This window comes from Arthrobacter sp. NPDC058097 (assembly GCF_042884885.1).
Lineage (GTDB): Bacteria > Actinomycetota > Actinomycetes > Actinomycetales > Micrococcaceae > Arthrobacter.
The window spans coordinates 227,125-246,118 of sequence record NZ_JBHVSZ010000004.1; the positions used below are offsets into that span (position 1 = coordinate 227,125).

Genomic DNA, 18,994 nt, shown 5'->3' on the forward strand with positions numbered 1-18,994 from the left:
AAGAACCGGGCCAGTGCCCTGGATTCCAAAAGCGTAGACCGCCAGGAACGCCGCGCCCGCGCCTGCGCGAACGGCACGGCTCAGAACGGGACGGCCCGGAACGGCGTGTCGTAGGTCCTGCGGCGTGCGCCGGACAGCGGTTGGTGCCAGATGCTTTGACATTAGATCCCCCATGAAAGGTCGCCGGATGCTGTGGATAGCGGCATGCTCCTAACATGGGAGCATGCCGGGCAGGCCTGCGAAACCGATACGGCCCCATATGTGCATAAGCTAGGAAAATCTTGACCGGCCCCTAGGGCGAACTGCGCAAATCTTTATCCGGCGTTGAGCAATCCCGTGCGAGGCAGGGCCGGTCGCACGGGAGGTCCGGGCACGAAGGACAGAACCCCATCACAAAGCACGTCCCCCACAAGTAGGTCGCAGCACAGGGGGTTCTCAGCGCTGGGAAGGCCCTGAAGTGCTACCTAGTTGGGCCCGTGGCGGATGAGCCCGCCGGCCGGTCCAGCCCAAGAAAATACCCGTAGTCCCCGGCACCGGACCGGAGTATTCTGTACCACGCCCGGCCCGTGACGCCCGGCCAGCCCCGTCGAAAAAGCAGCAGGCTCTCGCGCCCCCTCCCGGCAACCGGAAGCAACCGGAAGCACCTGGAAGCACCACGAAGCACACAGCAACCAGCCAAGAACCGACAAAAACAAGAGTCAATGAAGACCGCCCAGGAGGGGCCCCATGCCTTCATCCAACAGCAGCAACAGCAGTGCCGGCAGCAGCAGCGTCCCCATTCCGCAGCCTCCCACCAAACCGGTGGTCGGCAACCTGCCCGACATCGACGCCAGCAAGGGCGTCCTGGGCCTGGTGGACGTGGCCGAAGAGTACGGCCCGATCGTCCGCATCGAGGTTTTCAGCCGCAACATGGTCGCCATCTCGTCCCAGGAGCTCGTCAACGAGGTCTGCGACGAGACCCGGTTCGGCAAGGTCCTGGGGATCTCCCTGCGCTCGGTGCGGGAGTCTGCGGGCGATGGCCTGTTCACCGCCGAAACCGAGGAACCCAACTGGCAGAAGGCGCACCGGATCCTGATGCCGGCGTTCGGTCCCGCCGCCCTGAAGAGGATGTTCGCCGGCATGGACGACATCCTCGAGCAGCTGCTGCTCAAATGGGAGCGGCTCGGCCCCACGGCCCGGATCGACATCCCGGACAACACCACCCGGCTGACCCTGGACACCATCGCGCTCTGCTCGTTCAGCTACCGGTTCAACAGCCTGTACCGGGACGAGATGCACCCCTTCATCGGGGCCATGGTCCGCTCCCTGGTTGAGTCCCGGGACCGGTCGCGGCGGCTGCCGGTGCAGAACAAGCTCATGGTCCGGAAGCGGCACCAGTTGGAGGAGGACCGTGCGCTGATGCAGGAGGTGGCCGAGCAGCTCATCAGCGACCGGCGCCGCAACCCCAGCCCTCCCGGCAGCGAGGACATCCTGGACACCATGCTCAACGCGGCGGACCCGGTGACCGGCGAGCGCCTTCCCGAGGACAACGTCGTCAACCAGATGGTCACATTCCTGGTGGCCGGCCATGAGACCACCAGCGGCCTGCTCTCCTTCACCATGTACGAACTCATGCGCCATCCCGAAGTACTGCGGAAGGCACAGGCCCTGGTGGACGAGGTGCTGGGCAGTGAGAGTGCCAAGTTCGAACACCTTCCCCGGCTGGGCTACCTGGACCAGATCCTGAAAGAGACGCTCCGGCTGTGGCCCACCGCCCCGGCGTTCAACGTGGCCCCGTACGAGGACACGGTGATCGGCGGCAAGTACGAGGTGCCCAAGGGCCAGACCATCATGATCCTGATCCCCCAGCTGCACCGGGACAAGACGGCATGGGGAGAGGATGCCGAGCTCTTCAACCCGGACCGGTTCGCCCCGGAGCGGTACGCGTCCGTCCCGCCCAACGCCTGGAAGCCGTTCGGCAACGGGCAGCGCTCCTGCATCGGCCGCGGGTTCGCCCTGCAGGAGGCCATGCTGTTCCTCGCCAAGACTCTGCAGCGGTTCGACATCACCCCGGCGGATCCCGGCTATGAGCTGAAGATCAAGCACACGCTCACCATGAAGCCGGAAGGCCTGTACGTCCATGTCCGACGGCGGAACGTCCGTATCGACGCAACGGCAAGTGCCGCCGTCGGACTGGATCAAACGAAGGAAGCGCCGGCACCGGCGGCCTCCGCCAACGGCGTTCCGGTCCGGGTGCTGTACGGGTCCAATGCGGGCACGTCCCAGGATTTTGCCCAACGGATAGCGAACGACGCCGGGCGGCGGGGATACAGCCCAACGATCGGTCCGCTGGACAGTGCGGCCGGCGGGCTGCCCACGGAGGGCCTTGTCGCCGTCGTCGCCTCCTCGTATGAGGGGATGCCGCCGGACAATGCCAAGAAGTTCATGGCCTGGACCGAGGGCCTGCAGCCGGGCAGCCTCCGCGGCGTGCAGTACACGGTGTTCGGCAACGGCAACCGGGACTGGGCGCGGACGTACCAGGAGGTGCCCAAGGCGATCGACGCCCGGCTCGAGGCCGCCGGTGCCGAGCGGATCTACCAGCGCGGCGAGGCCAACGCGCGCGGCGACTTCTTCGGTGACTTCGAGGAGTGGTACGCGGGATTCTGGCCTGCGGTGGACGGCGCCCTGGGCCAGCGGACCAGCGCGCCCACCGGCGTACCGCAGCTGGCGGTCCAGTTCGTGGGCAACGTCCGGGACACGCTGCTGCGGCAGAACGATCTGGCGCTGGGGACCGTCGTCGTGAACCGGGAACTGGTGGACATCACCAAACCGCATGCCCGGTCCAAGCGGCACGTGGAGATCGCGCTGCCGGAGGGCATGAGCTACCGGACCGGCGACTACCTGGCCGTGCTGCCGCTGAACCCCAGCGACCTGGTGCAGCGGGCCCTCACGCGGCTTGCCCTGGACTACGACTCCCACGTGGTGCTGGCCATGGAGCACGGGGACACGTTCCTGCCCACCGGCACGCCCGTGGCGGTGGGCGAGCTGCTGAGCAGCTATGTGGAGCTCGCGGTTCCGGCCACCCGCCCGCAGGTGGAGCAGCTGGCCGAGGTGGCCACGGACCCGGCGGAGCGCGCGGAGCTGGAGGCTTTGGCGCAGGACCGGGAGCGGCATGCGGCGGAGATCGTGGACAAGCGCGTCTCGCTGCTGGATCTGCTGGAGATGTACCCGTCGTGCCAGCTGCCGTTCACGTCGTTCCTGCAGCTGCTCACCCAGCTGACCCCGCGGCGGTACTCGATCTCGTCGTCGCCGCTCTGGAGCCCTGACCACGCGACCCTGACGTTCGCCGTCGTCCGGGCACCGGCGTGGTCCGGCCGCGGCACCTTCGAAGGGGCGGCATCCACGTACCTGGCCCAGGCGCGGCCGGGATCGCGGGTGGCGGTGACGGTGCGGCCGTCGAACGCGGCCTTCCATCCGCCGGAGTCCCTCGCGATGCCGGTCATCATGGTGTGCGCCGGGACCGGGCTGGCACCGTTCCGCGGCTTCGTGCAGGACCGGGCGCTGAAGGCCCAGGCCGAAGGGATCAGGCCGGCGAAGTCGCTGCTGTTCTTCGGCTGCCGGGCACCGGACACCGACTTCCTCTACGCGGCGGAGCTGGCGTCCTGGGCGGAGCAGGCCAACCTGGACCTCCGGCCGGTCTTCTCCAAGGCGCCGGCCGACGGGCTGAAATACGTCCAGCACCGGCTCTGGGCGGACCGTGACGACGTCAAGGAACTGGTGAGGCAGGGCGCCACGGTGTTCGTCTGCGGCGACGGGAAGAACATGGCGCCGGAGGTCCGCGACACCTGCGAGCGCATCTACCAGGAGGCCACCGGCGCTTCCGAGGCGGATGCCGATGCCTGGATGGACGAGGTGGAGCGCACCCACGGCAGGTACGTGGCGGACATCTTCACGTAGGAGTCTCCTCAGATAGGAGGCTTTCTCGCACCGGTTCCGGTGCTGGTGGCCCAACTGACTCGCAGTTGTTGTCGTTTTGGGGGCCCAAAACGACAACAACTGCGAGTCAGTTGCGCAGGAGCAGCACGATCGGGGAAGGACCCTTTCCGAGGCTTCACAGTGCGCCGGCAGAGCAGTACCATGCCCCGGCCCTGAAGCCAACCTTTTCCCAAGGTCCGCTGTCCAAGGTAGTTGCCTTGGGGAACCGGCGCACAAAACTAACCCACGGGACAGAGATCCCCGTGGTCTGAAGATCGGTCTCGGAATCCATATTGGGGTTGACACGGGCGCCGGCTGGCTTGGCTTGCGCACCATGCCAAGGAGGCACCGACCATGACCGAAGAATCCACGAACACCACCGGACTGGGCCGCCGTACCCTTCTGCGTTTGGGTGCGGCCGGCGGAGCAGCAGCCGCGGTCGCCGCCGCGCAGAACTGGGCTGGCCCGCTGCTGGCCCAAACAGGGCTTGTTTCGTCGGACGGCGCCTTCGCCGCCGCGTCGACGGCCCTCAGCGACGCCCTCTACATCGAGGCCTTCCCCACGAGCCCCCTGATTCTGTCACCGTTCAATGATCCGCTGCCGGTCCTGAAAGCACTGGCACCGGTGCCGAAATCCGTGTACAGCGCATGGCCGCAACCGCCGGGCCCCGGGCCGGGCCAGCAGAACTCCCTGCGGAACGAACGGCACCAGGTGTGGACGAGCGACGTCGGCCTTCCTGACCCGATCGTCTACAAGATCAACCTGCTCGTCCGCACCCATTCGTTCACCACGTCCCAGGTGCTGCCGATCGACGCGAACGGCCGGCCCGCGGTTTCCTTCGACGCAAAACGCAAGACCTACCCGGCGGGTACGAAGCGGCTTCTGCCTCCCAGCACTACCTACGGCTACAACGGCGGGTTTCCGGGGGCGAGGATCAACGCCGAATACGGCAGACCCGTGCTGGTCCGGTTCGAGAACCATCTGGGCGAGAATCCACTGAATCTGGACCGCCAGGACTTCGGTTCCCCGGACTTCTCATTCCTGACGCACCTGCACAACGCCCACACCGCACCCGAGAGCGACGGCAACCCGCACTATGCGATGGTGGCCGGTCCGAGGCACAGGGGCTACAGGCCCGGGATGTTCGTCGACAACCTGTATCTGAACAGGGCGGCGGGCGGCCTGGACAGTGCGAAGCAAAGTTTCTTCTGGTTCCATGACCACACGATGGACCACACCGGCGCCAACGTGTACAAGGGCATGGTGGGCCTGTACCCGATCTATGACCCGAAGAACGGCTTCGACATGGGCGATGAGCGGCGGGGACTACGGCTGCCGGGGGTCCGAACGAACAACCCCGACGGGTCCTTCGACGTCCAGTACGACATCCCGCTCGCCTTCACCGATTTCCGGTTCGACGACGGCGTCACCGTCCATAAGGACTTCCACGACGGGCAAGGTGAGTTCCCGGCCGCGAAGAATCCGGCCACGCATCCGGAGTGGTGGGGCAAGACCTTCTACAAGCACTTCCCCAACCACGGCTTCGTCGGCGACATCTGCACCATCAACGGGACGGCCTTCCCGGTCCTGGAGGTGAAGCGGCGCAAGTACCGCTTCAGGTTCCTGGACGCCTCGGTCGCCAGGATCTACGAGTTCAAGCTGATGACCTCCACCAGAGGACCGAAGTCGTCAGTATCCCTCGGCTACAAAGGCGACGAACTCCAGGGCCAGTACCGCATCGAGGACGGGCAGCAGTGCATGCAGTTCACCGAAATCGCGGTCGACGGCGGCCTGCTGCCGTTCCCGCTCAAGCGCGATTCGTTTGAGCTGTGGCCGGCCAAGCGGCGCGAGGTGATTGTCGACTTCGCCAAGTATCAGGACGGCACCCCCACCACCAAGGGCGACGTCATCTACGTCACCAACGTGATGAAGATGCCCAACGGCCGGAAGTGGGCCGCATCATCGCGCTTCTCGCCTGATCCCAAATACAAGGTGCCCCTCCTCAAGATCGTTATAGGCGACACGGCCCCGGACAACAGCCGGATCCCCACTGCCCTCCGTCCGATTCAGCCGCTGCCGAGCAACTGGCAGAGCCTGCTGGACAACCGGATGATCTTCGAGGTGCAGCGCGGAAGCGCCGGCGGGGAAACCGAGTGGCTCATCAACGGCAAGCCTTTCGATCCGGAACACGTGCTGGCCAGCCTGAAAAACCCGGCCGGCCGCACACCCCTGGCCCAGCAGAAGAAGGGGAGCTTCAATCTCTGGGAGCTCCGCAACGGCGGCGGCGGCTGGGTTCATCCCGTGCACCTCCACATGGAGGAACACCGGACCGTTATGCGCAACGGCAAGGACGTGACCGTAAGGCCGGATCCCGGGCATCCCGATGACATCTCGGGCGAAGACACGGTGGCCTTGGACCCCGGCGAGTCCGTGATCGTCTACCGCGGCTTCCGGGACTTCACGGGACCCTATGTGGGGCACTGCCACAACCTGACCCACGAGGACCACGCCATGATGTTCGCCTGGGAGATCACACCGTAGCCGGCCGCCCGCGTCCCGGCCACCGCCCCGGTCAGGGCCGCCTACTTGGCGGTCAGGTCCTTCCGGCGGAACGTCCCGGCGATGGAGAGCTTGCGGCCGTATTCGATGGAGCCGTAGCGGAACAGGTGCACGGCCAGGCGCAGGACGAGGATCCCGGCGATGAAGACCTCGCCGATGACGATGGCTGATTCGAGGGGACCCAGGGTTCCGAAGCCGTTGCGGAGCAGCGCGGTCACGGGGGCGGTGAGCGGGAAGTAGGTGAAGACCTGCACGATCAGGGCTTCGGGGTCACTGATGATGAGGCTGACGGCGTAAAAGGGCACGAAGATGAGGGCCATCAGCGGCCCGAAGATGGTGCCGGCTTCCTTGGCCGTGGGCATGATCGCGCCGATGGCCACAAGCACGCCGGTGAACAGGGTGAACCCGCCCAGCAGCAGCAACAGGCCGGTGATCATCGGGACGGGCTCGAAGACCAGGGAGGACAGGTCGAGGTCGGGCAGGGACACCGAGTCGCGGAACAGGAAGTAGGCGACGGCGATCGGCGTGAGGAACACCGCTATCTGGAGGAGCCCGACGGCGAACAGGGAGATGATCTTGCCCGTGATCAGGGTGGTGGGGTTCAGGGTGGTCAGGATCATCTCCGTGACCCGGTTTTCCTTCTCCTCCAGCGTGCTGTTCAGCATCTGGTTGGAGAGCAGGATGATGCTGACGTAGAAAATAACCAGAAACAGCAGCGGCGGTATGACTGAACCGATGCCTCCGGAGACCCGGCCGTCCCGGTACGTTTCGGCGTCGAACTTCACCCCGCCGCTCAAGGCGGCGGTGACGTCCGGCGAATTGACCCGGGACTGGGCCGCGGTGGTGAGCAGGTGCTTGGCCACGGCCTCATACTTGCCGTTCTCGAACATGCCCCTGTCCGCGCCGTAGACCTTGACCGGCTGGGTGGCGGGATCGGCAGGGTAGGCAAAGTACGCCTCGCTGCTGCCGTTTCTGACCGCCTCGAGCGCGCCGCCGGGGTCCGACGTCGGGGTCCCGCCGACGGCCTGGGCCAGCGCTGCGGGGATGAGCCCGGACGCATCCGTGTAGGTGAACGTCAGCGCCGAGTTCTTCTGCGCGTCCGCGTTGGCCGAGGTGCTGGAGTTGCTGGCGTAGACGAGGGCGAAGATGATCGCGAAGACCACCGGGATGGCCAGGGTGGCGATGATGAACCCGCGCTTCTTGATGGTGCGCATGAATTCGAACCCGACGACGGTGCCCAGGTTGTGCTGTCTGAATGCTGTGCGTGCCATCGTCCTAGACCTCTGCCATTTCGTGCTGTTCCCCGTACACCTGGATGAAGATTTCCTCGAGCGACGCCCGAGCGGTGGCGAAGCTGCGGACCGCGACGCCGGCCCCGATCAGTTCGCGCAGGACCGCCGTTTCATCGGCGCCGGCGGCCGGGGCAAGCTCGGCGTGCCCGCCGCCGTCGCGCACCACGCCGTACAGGTCCGAGGTGGGCAGGACGCCGGCGTAGCCCAGCCGGTACACGGTGCCGCCGAACTGGTCCTGGACCTCGGCGACGGTCCCGTACGCGCGGGAGGTGCCGTCCTTGAGCAGGATGACCCGGTCGCAGAGCCGCTCCACCTCCTCCATCTGGTGGGTGACCATGATGACCGTGGCGCCGGCGAGCTTCTGCTCCTCGATGATGTCCATCAGCAGCCGCCGGTTCACGGGGTCGAAGCCCTTGGTGGGCTCGTCGAGGATGAGCAGGTCGGGGTCGTTCATGATGGTGACGCCGAGCTGGACCTTCTGCTGCTGGCCGCCGGAGAGCTTGTCCAGCCGGACCGCGGCCTTGTCGGCGAGGCCGACGCGCTCCAGGTAGTTCTGGGACCAGGTGCGGGCACGGTGTTTACTCAGGCCCTTGAGCCGGCCGAAGTAGACCATCACGTCCAGGACGTTTTCCTTCTTGTACAGGCCGCGCTCCTCCGGCAGGTACCCCAGCCGGGCGCCGTCCTTGGGTTCGAAGACTTTCCCGCCGATGTGCAGGGTGCCGGCGGTGGGCTTGTAGATGCCGAGCAGTGCCCGCAGCGTGGTGGTCTTCCCCGACCCGTTGCTGCCCAGGAACCCGAACGTCTCGCCGGCCCGGACATCGAAGGACAGGTCTTTGACGACCGTCGCCTCGCCGAAGTCCATGCGGAAGTTTTGAATGTGCACAAGCGGCTCGGCCGCGTCCCCCAACGTCATGAAGCCAGCCTAGCTGAAGCGATTTGGGTGTCTCGGTTGCGGGCGCGGCGCGGTGAGTGGGCGGTCTTGGGGCTCCGTGACCAGGGGAATTCTCCTAACGGTCACACAACCGTTCCCGGGAAAGTCTCGTCAGCAGCCTGCCCCACGAGTATTTTTGTGCCATGACCGGAGACTTTGACCTCGAAGCGGAAGAATCGCAGGAAATCGCCGATGATCCGCGCCGCATTGGGTACTGGTTTTTCAGGGCCCTGCACGACAGGGCGAAGAACCTGGACGACCTGCACATGATCGTGACCCCGGAGTCCCGTCCGTTCTGGGGATCCTTCGAAGTCGCCGCCGCGCTGCTGGACTCCATCGAAGACGCCGGCATGCTGCAGGAGGCCGTCTACGCCCACGGGGACCTCAACGTCTGCTACATGCGGGTCATCCGGGAAGCTAAGGAACATACGCTCATCACACCGGCCTCAGTGCTGGACGACCCGCTGCTGATCACGCTGGTGTGGCGGCCCGACCACGGCCGGTGGATGGTTCACGGCTTCGGCGACATGGTGCACCCGGACAGCGTCCCCCGCGGGGCCCAGAAGTAGTTCCGGGGGCGGAGCTAGCTGCTCGCGCCGGAGGCGATGACGCCGGCGCCGAGGGCGGCAATGATGCCGCTGCTGACGCGTTCGACGCCGGTGCTCACCTTGGGGCGGCGAAGCCACCCCATCGCCTTGTAGGCAACGAGCGCGACGACGGCCAGGTAGGCGAAGCCGATGACCGCCTCCACCGCTCCGAGGATCATCGCGGTGCCCATGGTGTCGCCGCCCTGCGGGATGAACTGCGGAACTACAGCCAGATAGAACAGGCCGACTTTGGGGTTGAGCAGCGTGGACAGCGCCCCGGCGCCGAAGCCGGCGAGGTTGCTGTAGCGAAGCGCGCTACCTTCTTTGCCGTCCGCCGCCATGCCGTTTTTGGCGGCCTTCCGGGTCTTCAGGAACGAGGAAATACCTAGGTACAGCAGGTAGAGGCCACCCGCGATCTTGAGCCAGCGGAACACCTGCGCGGACTGTTCCAGGATCGCGGCCAGGCCGACGCCGACGAGGGCCGCCCATCCGATGGCGGCAACCGCCGAGCCCGCAGCGGCGGCAATCCCCGCGCTGGGCCGGTTCAGCGCAATGCGCAGCACCAGGAACGTGTCCGGTCCGGGCGTCAGGGACAGAATGAGGCACAGTCCGGCGAAGGCAGCGAGCGAAGCAAGGGTCATGGTGACGATTATCCCTGATGGGGTGATTTCTTCACGAAAGTTGGTCTGCCCGGACGAACCATGGGCGGTGGCGCAGCCCTTGCTACTTCTGGTGGCTGCCTATGAGCAGGGTGGCCATGTCCTTGGCGCGGGCAGCGGCACGGGGGTCCCCTTCGGCCGCGGCCACGATGGCTCCCTTGATCAGGATATGGATGGACCAGGCGAAGTCGTACGGGTTGTCGAGGCCGGCGGTTTCTGCGAGGTCGGCGATCTGCTCCCGGGTCTTCTCCAGGTACTGGATGCTCGCTTTCCCGAGGGGGTGGTCGGGGCCCATTTCCATCATCACGTGCAGGAAGGAGCTGACCTGGGCCGCGCCTTGGCGGAACCAGTCGTCGAAGACGTCGAAGATGGTCAGCATGGCCGCCTCGCCGCGGCTTCCCCGCCGGGCGATTGCCTCCTCGATCGCGGCCGTGCGTTCCCGGTACCACTGCTCGAGGAAGGCCAGGACGACGTCGTCCTTGGAGTGGAAGTGCCTGTAGAAGGTGGCCTTGGCAACCCCTGAGGCACGGATCAGCTCGTCGACCCCCACATCGCGGATCCCGCGCCGGGCGAAGAGCTCGTAGGCGACGGCAAGGATCTTCTCCGGAGGACTGCCCGCTGCAGGGCGCCCTTGCTGCTCGGTCGCTTCTGAGGTGTCCACAACCGGATATTACAACGAATAGCGTGGAAACGAGACAGACGGGTCTGTCTGGCCCTGCCATTTTCAGAATATAGGTCGGCAGGGGGCTTGCCGCAAGGCCCCCACCTTCCGCCAGAATGGTTGGCCGCGGCGACTTTTCGATTGGGGTTCTCACATGTTTGACGTAATCATTAGCGGCGGCGGGCCGACAGGGATGATGCTGGCCGGCGAGCTGCGGCTGCACGGTGTGGACGTGCTCGTCCTGGAGAAGGACGCGGAGCCGACCCAGGCCGTCCGTTCGCTCGGGCTGCACCCGCGCAGCATCGAGATCATGGACCAGCGCGGGCTGCTGGACCGGTTCCTCGCGGAGGGGAAGCAGTATCCCGGCGTCGGGCGCTTCGCCGGGATCGACAAACCGCTGCCGGCGGACCTGGACACCGCCCACGGCTACATCCTCGGCATCCCGCAGCCGGTCACCGACCGCCTGCTGGCGGAGCGCGCCGTCGAACTCGGTGCGCAGGTCCGCCGCGGCTGTGAGGTGACGGGCTTCGAACAGGACGACGACGGGGTGGCCGTCGGGCTCGCCGACGGCACCCGTTTGCGCGCAAGCTGGCTGGTCGGCTGCGACGGCGGGCGCAGCCTGGTGCGCCGTCGGCTCGGCGTCGGCTTTCCCGGCGACCCCGCCACGACCGAATGGATCCACAGCGAGATGGAGGTGACCACTCCCCCGGACGAGCTGGCCGCCGTCGTGGACGAAGTGCGCAAGACGCACCGGGGTTTCGGCGTCGGCCCGGCCGGGAACGGCCTGTTCCGCGCCGTGGTGCCGGCGGCAACCGTGGCCGAGGACCGCTCGGTCCCGCCGACTCTGGAGGAGCTCCGGACGCAGCTGCGGGCACATGCCGGCACCGACTTCGGCGTCCACTCACCGCGCTGGATCACCCGGTTCAGCGACGCCACCCGGCTGGCGGAGCAGTACCGCGCCGGCCGGGTGTTCCTCGCCGGCGACGCAGCGCACATCCACCCGCCGCTGGGAGGACAGGGGCTGAACCTTGGCATCCAGGACTCGTTCAACCTCGGCTGGAAGCTGGCCGCCGAGGTCAAGGGCTGGGCGCCGGACGGGCTGCTGGACACCTACTTCAACGAGCGCCACCCGGTCGCCGCCGACGTCCTGACCATCACCCGCGCCCAGAGCGAGCTGATCTCACCCGAGCCCGGGCCCCAGGCCGTGCGCCGCCTGCTGGCTGAGCTGATGGAGTTCGACGACGTCAGCCGGTTTCTGGCCGAAAGGATCAGTTCGATCGGGGTCCGGTACGACCTCGGCGATGGGCCCGAACTGCTCGGCAGGCGCCTCCGCGACATCCCTCTGTCCCGGGGCCGACTCTATGAGCTCACCCGCGAAGGCCGGGGGCTCCTGCTCGACCGGTCCGGCAAACTGTCGGTGGCGGGGTGGACGGACCGGGTCGACCTCGCCGCGGATACCAGTGCCGAATTGGACGCGCCCGCGGTCCTGCTACGCCCGGACGGCCACGTCGCGTGGATCGGGGCGGACCAGGAAGCCCTGTTCCGCCACCTGAAGAGATGGTTCGGCGCGGCCGACGGGGGCGCCTGAGAGCTGAGGACTAGACCGACGCCGGGCGGTACCGCAGCAGGGCGTTGCTGGATCCCGGGAACGGCCGGACGTCCAGCAGTGTGAGGTTTGCTGGCTCGAGGAACAGGGGCTGGCCTTCAGTGAGGGCGGCCGGGCTGACGGTCAGGTGCAGTTCGTCGACCAGCCCCTGGGCCAGCAGGCCGTTCCACATGACGCGGCTGCCGAAGATGAGGATGTCCCCGCTCCCGTGCTGCTTTTCCTGTTCCAGCCACTCGCCGGCATCTTCGCGCCGGATGACGGTGGTGGTGGCCACCCAGGGGTGGTCCGCAGGAACTTCCAAGGAGTCCGAGACCACCATCTTGGCTACGCGGTTGTAGAGGCGGCTGATTTCCCGGTTGTCCGAACTCAACGCCCGGTTGTTGGGGTCCTCATCGGCGTCAGCGATGGCTGGCCAGTAGGCACCGAACCCTTCAAAGGACGTTCGGCCCAGCAGCACCGTTCCCGCCGACCGCAGCCGTTCGAGGTTGTAGGCGTCGAAAGTCTCATCCATGTTCAGCACCGTCGGGTTCCCGCTCTGATCGGCGTAGAAGCCGTCGAGGGAGACGATGTTGTTGACAACGGTCCGGCGCATACACGAATCCTAGGCGACCCCGTCGTCAAAAAGGAGGCACCTGCCGTGCCGGACCTAGCCTGCGACATCGTCCTGCGGGCTTACAGGATCGACGTCGGCAACAAAGAACTCCCAGCAACCACGTTGCTATCGAGTGGGCTGCACCACGGCACCTCATAGTTCCGAGATTGCCGTCTCGGTGCGGTTAGATACTTGCATGAGTGAGGAATTGCCCAGCGAATCATCTGGCAGCAATCTCGTGTGGCATTACACGAATGGCGTTGCACTGCAGAACATCATCATCAAGAATGAACTTTGGGCCAGCAATACGGCCTTCATGAATGACACCCATGAACGTCGCTTGGCGGACAAATACTTGATCCAAGCAAGAGAAAGCATGAGGAACAGCTTCCCCGCAATGCTTGACAACTATCTAGATCATGTAGGCGATCTTTACGACAGGACACGCTTCCGCTCGGAAGAGATGCCTGACGGAACGAGATATCTCCTGAGTGCGTCCAACAATGGGGACTCACTAACGATGTGGAGAGGGTACGCAGGAACAGACCACGTGTCCTATGCAATTGGCTTGGATCGCAATGAACCACTGAGAATACTGAGACCCGAAGCCAGCAAGTATGGGCACTACTGGTCTACTGGAGTAGCCAAGGTGTACCCGTGGTTCGACGTCAATTATGACCCAGGTGCGGCCGAACGCCGCGCCCAGCGGGCTATGCAGAGAATTCTCGAAATTTTCCGAAGGCCATCGTCGTCGCCGGAGGACCTGTACTTCAGAACGGGTGACATCTTCAACGCGATTCAGGAAGAAACGGAACCCCTCAGAAACGAAACCAAGCATCACGGATTCGTCCATGAGGAAGAGGCCAGAATCATCGTCGACGCAAGCGGCGATTTGACACGCTACAGGTCGGGGTCCATGGGAATGGTCCCTTATGTAGCGCTCACTGGCGGCGATGGCTCCGAAAAGACGGTTGTTGAGCAACCGAATCTACTGCCTATCCGGCGAATTCGAATGTCTCCGGGATCGGACAGATTTTATGCCCTGCGCAGTCTGCGGTCCCTCTTGAGGGCAAACGGATATGGGGGTGAGTACAACGAGGACCTGCAAATTATCGAAAACGAGATTGTCGTCGACATGTCGAGGATTCCATTCCGATAGTTATACTGATGTCCGTTCCACGGCCACCGGAGCCGGTTCCCAGCGATGATGCGGCCGACCTAGGGCTTCGGGTTATCGACGCGCACAATATCAGGAAATAGGTTGCTGCTGTGGCGACTGGAAGCACGCTCTGCGAATATGAGTCCATGGACGTCGCAGCGCTTGTGGTTTCAGTTCTTGCCCTTATTGCCGCAGCTATTAGCGCTCTTTTCGCCCGGCAGCAGGTGCGTACAGCGCAGGCAGCCTCACGCGCTCAATCGCTCCTCGCTGTCATGGATTACCTCCAACGGCCGGATATCCGCGAATCAAGGCGGCAGGTGCTAACTGTGCTGTCGGCCATTCCTGCACCTTCATGGTCAGACACGCAGCTGGCTACTGCCTCAAATGCGTCGGCCTCCTACGACCTCGTGGGAACGCTGCTCCGTAGCGGGGTCGTCGACAGGGGCCCGATAATCCAGAGCTATGGAGCAAGCATTATTCGTTGCCACGATATCTGCGCCCCCATGATCGAAGGTTTCCGCAGCAATATGGCCGATTCGCTAGCTCGAAGCTACTGGGACGACTTTGACTGGCTGGCCCAAGAAGCCCGCAGGGAGTTCGGCCATGCGGCTGAGCAGAGAAGCCATCAGGAGATCACTGAAGGCGCATGAGGTCGGCCAAGCAGGAGTCGTGTAGGAGCATATTCTCCACGCACCTACGCCCATCGGCCGCAATGACGCAGTCGGCCGATGGGAGCTGTCGCAGGAGATTCTGCAGCAAGTGGCGCCGCTCCCCCATGGAGCGGCGCCCGGTCCGTGGTTCCGTTCGGGGGACGGCTTAGGAGGCGGCGTCGAGGGTGATGTCGGCGGTCTGCTCCTGGCCGTCGCGCTGGAAGGTGATCTTCACCGTGGATCCGGCGGCCTGCTCGCGGGCGGCGGCCGTCAGCTCGGAGGCGTCGGTCACGGTCCGGCCGGCCAGGCCTGTCACCACGTCGCCGGCTTTCAGTCCGGCCTTGTCCGCGGCGGATCCGGAGGTCACCGAGGCCACCTCGGCGCCGGCGGTGAAGTCCGACGACGACCCTGACGTTTTGTCCTGAACGGACAGTCCCAGCTGGCCATGGGTCGCTTTGCCCGTGGAGATGATCTCCTCCGCCACCCGCTTCGCCTGGTTGATCGGGATGGAGAAGCCGACGCCGATGTTCCCGCCTTGGGTCGACGAGGACGACGACGATCCCGTGGACGCGATGGCCACGTTGACGCCGATGATCTCACCCTGCGCGTTGACCAGCGCGCCGCCGGAGTTGCCGGGGTTGATGGCCGCGTCCGTCTGGATCACGTTGATGCTGATGGAGTCCTGGGCGGCGGAGGCCGACAGCCCCTGCTGGGATCCGAACGGGTTCTGCGACGATCCGCCCTGGGACGATCCGTCGGAGGTGGCGGAGGACGCCGTCTCGATGGTGCGGTTCACGGCGGAGACGATGCCGTCGGTCACCGTGCCGCTGAGGCCCAGGGGTGCGCCGATGGCGATGGCGGTGTCGCCCACGTTGACGGCGCCGGAGTCACCGAGGGTTGCGGGAGTCAGGCCCCCGGCGTCGATCTTGATGACGGCCAGGTCGGACTGCGGGTCCGTGCCCACGATCGTCGCCTTATAGACCTGCCCGTCGTTGGTGCGGACCTCGACGGCGGCATCCGCCGCCGCCCCGTCCAGCGTCACCACGTGCGTGTTGGTGAGGATGTGGCCCTCCGTGTCCAGGATGATGCCCGAGCCGGTGCCGCCTGAACTGCCGGAGCTGACGCTGATGGTCACCACGCTGGGCGAGGCCTTCTGTGCCGCGGCCGTGACGGCATTGACGCTCTCCGTGTTGTTGACGATGACCGGGCTGATCGCTGCCTGGGCCGTGGTGCTCGCCGCCGCCGGCGCATCGGGCCGCAGCGCCGCAACCCCGGAAGCCACCCCGCCGCCGAGGAGACCGGCCGCCACGAGGCACGTGAGGAAGACTGCCGGACCAACCCGCTTCTTGTCCCGTGGGCGGACCGTCGGCGCCGGGGGCACAGGGCCAACTGCCGCAGGAGCTCCTGCAGGAGGGAGCGTGCGCAGAGGGGCGGTCCCCTGCGGAACTGGTTCCTGCAGGGCGGCGGTGTGAGGGACAGGTTTGTGGCTGGTCTCCGTGGACATGGGTGGCTCCTCAGGGGGTACGCTCCGGCTGTTCCCGGAGCTTTCCCCCTAATCCTGTCCACTGGGCCTTTCGCCGTTCTGTCCCGATGCTGTGCGGATGCTGTGAACCCTTGAACCCCGGCACGGCGCGCCACGAGTTGGCCCGCCCTTGTCCGCCAATGTAACGTTTTAGTCACCGGTTGGCTCACGCCCCCGTCGGAACAACCCGAATTCCATTGGGCGTGGTATGGGCCAAAGAGGCGGCGTCCTTTCCCTGCCTCATGCCGGTGCCCCACTTCGGGCAGGACTTGTCTTGTGCATCGGCCTGCCCGTTTCGCACCCCCGAAGAGGATTTAGTTCTCATGCGCAGGAAATATCTGCTGTCCGTCGCCATGCTCTCGGTACTGCTTGCCACATCGGCGTGCGAGGCGGGATCCTCCGCCTCCGTCGCATCCCCACATTCCGAACGCCTGACGGGCTCCGGCACGGGGGATGGCTCCACCAGCCAGCCGGAAATCGGAATTTCCCAGTGGAACGCGGCCCAGGCTGCGAAGGTGGCAAAAACCAAGCCGGCGGCAGCCGCCAAAGCCGGGTCATCCGCAAAGACCATGCCGGCCGCAGCAGCGAAGGCAAAGTCAGCCGCCAAGACCAAGCCAGCCGCGACCGCCGAGGCAACGGCAGCCGCAAAAGCAGCGGCAACCAAGGCGGCGGCGAAGGCGGCGGCTGCTGAAAACGCAGCTGCCACCGCGGCCAAGACAGAAGCGGCAGCTAAGAAGGAAGCCGCCGCCAAAGAGAAAGCGGCCCGGGACGCAGCCAAAACACGGCCTGCAACAGGCAGTTTGAAACAGGTCACGCCGCTTCCTGTTACTCCCAAGACGGCACCTGAACCCGTCCGCCAGGGGTCCGCGGAACAACCCGCGGAAGAAATCGTCCGCTCTGCCTGCGAGACGGCTGACACCTTGCATGACAACACCTTGGATGGATCAGCGACGATCGGCGTTCCTGGGCTGCCCATAACGGTCGGCGGAACCGGTACGGACGCTGGCACGATGGACAAATTCCGCTGTCTTGATTGAGTTGTCTTAGTGGACGCTGCCGCCGAACCAAGTACTTCATCCAAGTAGTGGGAGCAGCGGGGCACTAAAGTCGAGTACCTGCCACTGTTGTCCGCCCTCCCGTCCCCCGGTAATTTGCCGTGTACTGGTCGTCGAGATGTGGCCACTGTCGCCGAACAGCTCTATCAGCCTGAACCACGTGTTCAGTCACATCGGAGCGCGGAATGATGAAAAAGTACTTGAAGTATGGGGTTGTGGGCGGCACCTCTGTGTCCCTGATTTGGGCGCTGGCGGTGGGTGCCGTCCCGGCCCAGGCGGCAACGTGCCAGCCAGGAACCCCCGCCCCGGTCAGCACCTTCCCTGGAACAGCGGTGATGGCCAATAATTTCGAATCCGGCAACCTGGATGGGTTCACTTCCTCCACGGGAGGCACCGGAATCACGGAGATCTCCTCGGACCAGGCCCACTCGGGAACCTGCGCCGCACACCTGCATGTCACAACCGATCCAAGCTCGCTCGCCAACCTCACCACGCCTCTCCCGGCGGGCACGGCGACGGCCTATGCCGACGGCTGGTTCAACATCACCCAGGCCGGCGTGGCGGGCAACGACGTCCCCTACCTCCGGTTCTTCTCGGGCAGTATCCGGGTTGCCGATGTCTACCGGTTCAACAACAACGGACAGCTCTGGCTCCGCACGACGGCACCTGACGGGGCCTCTGTCTTTACCCTCCTGATGAGTTCAAGCATCACGCTCAGCGAATGGCACCACGTGGCCATGCGGGTTACGGCGAATGGCAGCGCGTCAACCGTGGAGGTAGGGTTTGACGGCACAACGGTGTACTCCAGCAGCCAGGTGGCCACCAGCGCCACCACGCTGGACACGGTCCAGCTCGGCGCGGAACACAACCGTCAAATGGGCGACACCTACATTGATGACGTCGTCATCAACGCCGCACCCCGTGCCGCCTCCACGCCGTCCATCCGCAGCGCAGCGGACGTCGTGGCTGCCGGCCCCGACGGCACGCTGTGGAACTACCCGGCCACTGGCACAGGTGGGCTTCAATCCCGGGTGAAGATCGGCGTCGGCTGGTCCGGACTGGCCAAAGGATTCGTGGCGGACTGGAACAGCGACGGCGTCTTCGACATCATCGCCCAATGGAAGGACGGCCGGCTCAGCTTCTATCCCGGACGGCCCACCGGCGGGTTCGCACCGGCCCGGGCCATCGGCACCGGCTGGGCCAGCTTCCACGTCACCGTGGGCCGCTGGCGGAAAACCGACCAGCACCCCGGCATCCTTGCCTACGACGCCGCCGGGACCCTCTGGTACTACGGCAACAGCGCCGGTTCATCGCTGTCACCCCGGGTCAAGACCGGGGCCGGCTGGGGCGGCCTGTACCTCACCATGACCGACTTCGACCAGGACGGGTCACAGGACATTCTTGCCAAACGCAGTGACGGCAGGCTCGTTCTGTTCCGCTCCAACGGAACCGGCGGCTTCATCCCGGAATCAAGGCCCGCGGTGGGCAGCGGCTGGAACGGCATCAACAGCATCACCGCTGTGGAAGGATTCACCACGGGAAGCTCCGGGCTCATCGCCCGTCTCACCGACGGCCGCCTCGCCCACTACCCCTTCAGCAGGGGCACCTGGGGCGTACGGACCATTTTCGGCGCCGGCTGGAGCAGCTACAACATCTTCCGGTGAGGAAGCGTCCGGCCTGAAGCGACCGGAAGTGAGGAAGCGTCCGGCCTGAAGCGACCGGAAGTGAGGAAGCGTCGGTTCAAAAGCGGCAGGAAATGAGGGAGCG

14 protein-coding genes are annotated in these 18,994 nt (G+C 65.4%); 8 read left to right on the plus strand and 6 right to left on the minus strand.

Annotation, left to right across the window (positions count from 1 at the left end; translation table 11 throughout):
* Window positions 1-726 precede the first annotated feature (726 nt).
* Together ACFVTE_RS09290 and ACFVTE_RS09295 are read left to right on the plus strand one after the other, a co-directional pair.
* Entirely contained in the window at window positions 727-3,936 is a 3,210-nt protein-coding gene (locus ACFVTE_RS09290) for a bifunctional cytochrome P450/NADPH--P450 reductase (protein WP_387099402.1), read from the plus strand.
* A 372-nt stretch (window positions 3,937-4,308) separates the two neighbouring features.
* Window positions 4,309-6,495, plus strand: coding sequence for a multicopper oxidase family protein (locus ACFVTE_RS09295; protein WP_387099404.1), 2,187 nt, complete (start codon window positions 4,309-4,311; stop codon window positions 6,493-6,495).
* A gap of 41 nt (window positions 6,496-6,536) precedes the next feature.
* Here the strand turns inward: ACFVTE_RS09295 and ACFVTE_RS09300 are convergent, their stop codons facing one another.
* Both ACFVTE_RS09300 and ACFVTE_RS09305 read right to left on the minus strand, forming a co-directional pair.
* The gene (locus ACFVTE_RS09300) at window positions 6,537-7,784 is read right to left on the minus strand and encodes an ABC transporter permease (protein WP_387099406.1); all 1,248 of its coding nucleotides are present in this window, start codon (window positions 7,782-7,784) and stop codon (window positions 6,537-6,539) included.
* Between the two features lie 4 nt (window positions 7,785-7,788).
* On the minus strand, window positions 7,789-8,718 hold the full coding sequence (locus tag ACFVTE_RS09305) for an ABC transporter ATP-binding protein (protein WP_387099408.1): 930 nt from the start codon (window positions 8,716-8,718) through the stop codon (window positions 7,789-7,791).
* A 161-nt stretch (window positions 8,719-8,879) separates the two neighbouring features.
* Here ACFVTE_RS09305 and ACFVTE_RS09310 point away from each other — a divergent pair, with 161 nt between their 5' ends.
* A complete protein-coding gene (locus ACFVTE_RS09310) occupies window positions 8,880-9,305 on the plus strand; it encodes a hypothetical protein (RefSeq protein WP_387099410.1) in 426 nt (141 codons plus the stop codon).
* Window positions 9,306-9,319: 14 nt separating this feature from the next.
* Here ACFVTE_RS09310 and ACFVTE_RS09315 read toward each other — a convergent pair whose 3' ends face one another.
* Window positions 9,320-9,964 carry a LysE family translocator gene (locus tag ACFVTE_RS09315; RefSeq protein ID WP_387099412.1) on the minus strand — a complete coding sequence of 215 codons (645 nt, stop codon included), beginning with the start codon at window positions 9,962-9,964 and terminating at the stop codon, window positions 9,320-9,322.
* Window positions 9,965-10,046: 82 nt separating this feature from the next.
* A complete protein-coding gene (locus ACFVTE_RS09320) occupies window positions 10,047-10,643 on the minus strand; it encodes a TetR/AcrR family transcriptional regulator (RefSeq protein WP_387099414.1) in 597 nt (198 codons plus the stop codon).
* Between the two features lie 154 nt (window positions 10,644-10,797).
* Between ACFVTE_RS09320 and rox the strand changes: the two genes are divergently transcribed.
* Complete coding sequence (gene rox, locus ACFVTE_RS09325) at window positions 10,798-12,231, plus strand: rifampin monooxygenase (protein ID WP_387099416.1); 1,434 nt, start codon at window positions 10,798-10,800, stop codon at window positions 12,229-12,231.
* Window positions 12,232-12,241: 10 nt separating this feature from the next.
* Here rox and ACFVTE_RS09330 read toward each other — a convergent pair whose 3' ends face one another.
* Window positions 12,242-12,841 (minus strand): dihydrofolate reductase family protein, encoded by a 600-nt coding sequence (locus ACFVTE_RS09330; RefSeq protein WP_387099418.1) that lies wholly within the window; start codon window positions 12,839-12,841, stop codon window positions 12,242-12,244.
* 196 nt (window positions 12,842-13,037) lie between these two features.
* On the opposite strand from ACFVTE_RS09330, the gene ACFVTE_RS09335 reads away from it, so the two are divergent.
* Window positions 13,038-14,000 (plus strand): DUF2971 domain-containing protein, encoded by a 963-nt coding sequence (locus tag ACFVTE_RS09335; RefSeq protein ID WP_387099420.1) that lies wholly within the window; start codon window positions 13,038-13,040, stop codon window positions 13,998-14,000.
* Between the two features lie 146 nt (window positions 14,001-14,146).
* A complete protein-coding gene (locus tag ACFVTE_RS09340) occupies window positions 14,147-14,650 on the plus strand; it encodes a hypothetical protein (RefSeq protein WP_387099422.1) in 504 nt (167 codons plus the stop codon).
* A gap of 166 nt (window positions 14,651-14,816) precedes the next feature.
* Here the strand turns inward: ACFVTE_RS09340 and ACFVTE_RS09345 are convergent, their stop codons facing one another.
* The gene (locus ACFVTE_RS09345) at window positions 14,817-16,154 is read right to left on the minus strand and encodes a S1C family serine protease (RefSeq protein WP_387099424.1); all 1,338 of its coding nucleotides are present in this window, start codon (window positions 16,152-16,154) and stop codon (window positions 14,817-14,819) included.
* 341 nt (window positions 16,155-16,495) lie between these two features.
* Between ACFVTE_RS09345 and ACFVTE_RS09350 the strand changes: the two genes are divergently transcribed.
* Entirely contained in the window at window positions 16,496-17,209 is a 714-nt protein-coding gene (locus ACFVTE_RS09350; RefSeq protein ID WP_387099426.1) for a hypothetical protein, read from the plus strand.
* A gap of 233 nt (window positions 17,210-17,442) precedes the next feature.
* Window positions 17,443-18,891, plus strand: coding sequence for an FG-GAP repeat domain-containing protein (locus ACFVTE_RS09355; protein ID WP_387099428.1), 1,449 nt, complete (start codon window positions 17,443-17,445; stop codon window positions 18,889-18,891).
* Window positions 18,892-18,994 lie beyond the last annotated feature (103 nt).

Excerpts from the sequence above, each read along its gene's own strand:
- ACFVTE_RS09290 (WP_387099402.1), top strand. The coding sequence starts at position 727 with ATGCCTTCATCCAACAGCAGCAACAGCAGTGCCGGCAGCAGCAGCGTC.
- ACFVTE_RS09295 (WP_387099404.1), top strand. The coding sequence starts at position 4,309 with ATGACCGAAGAATCCACGAACACCACCGGACTGGGCCGCCGTACCCTT.
- ACFVTE_RS09300 (WP_387099406.1), bottom strand. The coding sequence starts at position 7,784 with ATGGCACGCACAGCATTCAGACAGCACAACCTGGGCACCGTCGTCGGG.
- ACFVTE_RS09305 (WP_387099408.1), bottom strand. The coding sequence starts at position 8,718 with ATGACGTTGGGGGACGCGGCCGAGCCGCTTGTGCACATTCAAAACTTC.
- ACFVTE_RS09310 (WP_387099410.1), top strand. The coding sequence starts at position 8,880 with ATGACCGGAGACTTTGACCTCGAAGCGGAAGAATCGCAGGAAATCGCC.
- ACFVTE_RS09315 (WP_387099412.1), bottom strand. The coding sequence starts at position 9,964 with ATGACCCTTGCTTCGCTCGCTGCCTTCGCCGGACTGTGCCTCATTCTG.
- rox (WP_387099416.1), top strand. The coding sequence starts at position 10,798 with ATGTTTGACGTAATCATTAGCGGCGGCGGGCCGACAGGGATGATGCTG.
- ACFVTE_RS09330 (WP_387099418.1), bottom strand. The coding sequence starts at position 12,841 with ATGCGCCGGACCGTTGTCAACAACATCGTCTCCCTCGACGGCTTCTAC.
- ACFVTE_RS09335 (WP_387099420.1), top strand. The coding sequence starts at position 13,038 with ATGAGTGAGGAATTGCCCAGCGAATCATCTGGCAGCAATCTCGTGTGG.
- ACFVTE_RS09340 (WP_387099422.1), top strand. The coding sequence starts at position 14,147 with ATGGACGTCGCAGCGCTTGTGGTTTCAGTTCTTGCCCTTATTGCCGCA.
- ACFVTE_RS09345 (WP_387099424.1), bottom strand. The coding sequence starts at position 16,154 with ATGTCCACGGAGACCAGCCACAAACCTGTCCCTCACACCGCCGCCCTG.
- ACFVTE_RS09350 (WP_387099426.1), top strand. The coding sequence starts at position 16,496 with ATGCGCAGGAAATATCTGCTGTCCGTCGCCATGCTCTCGGTACTGCTT.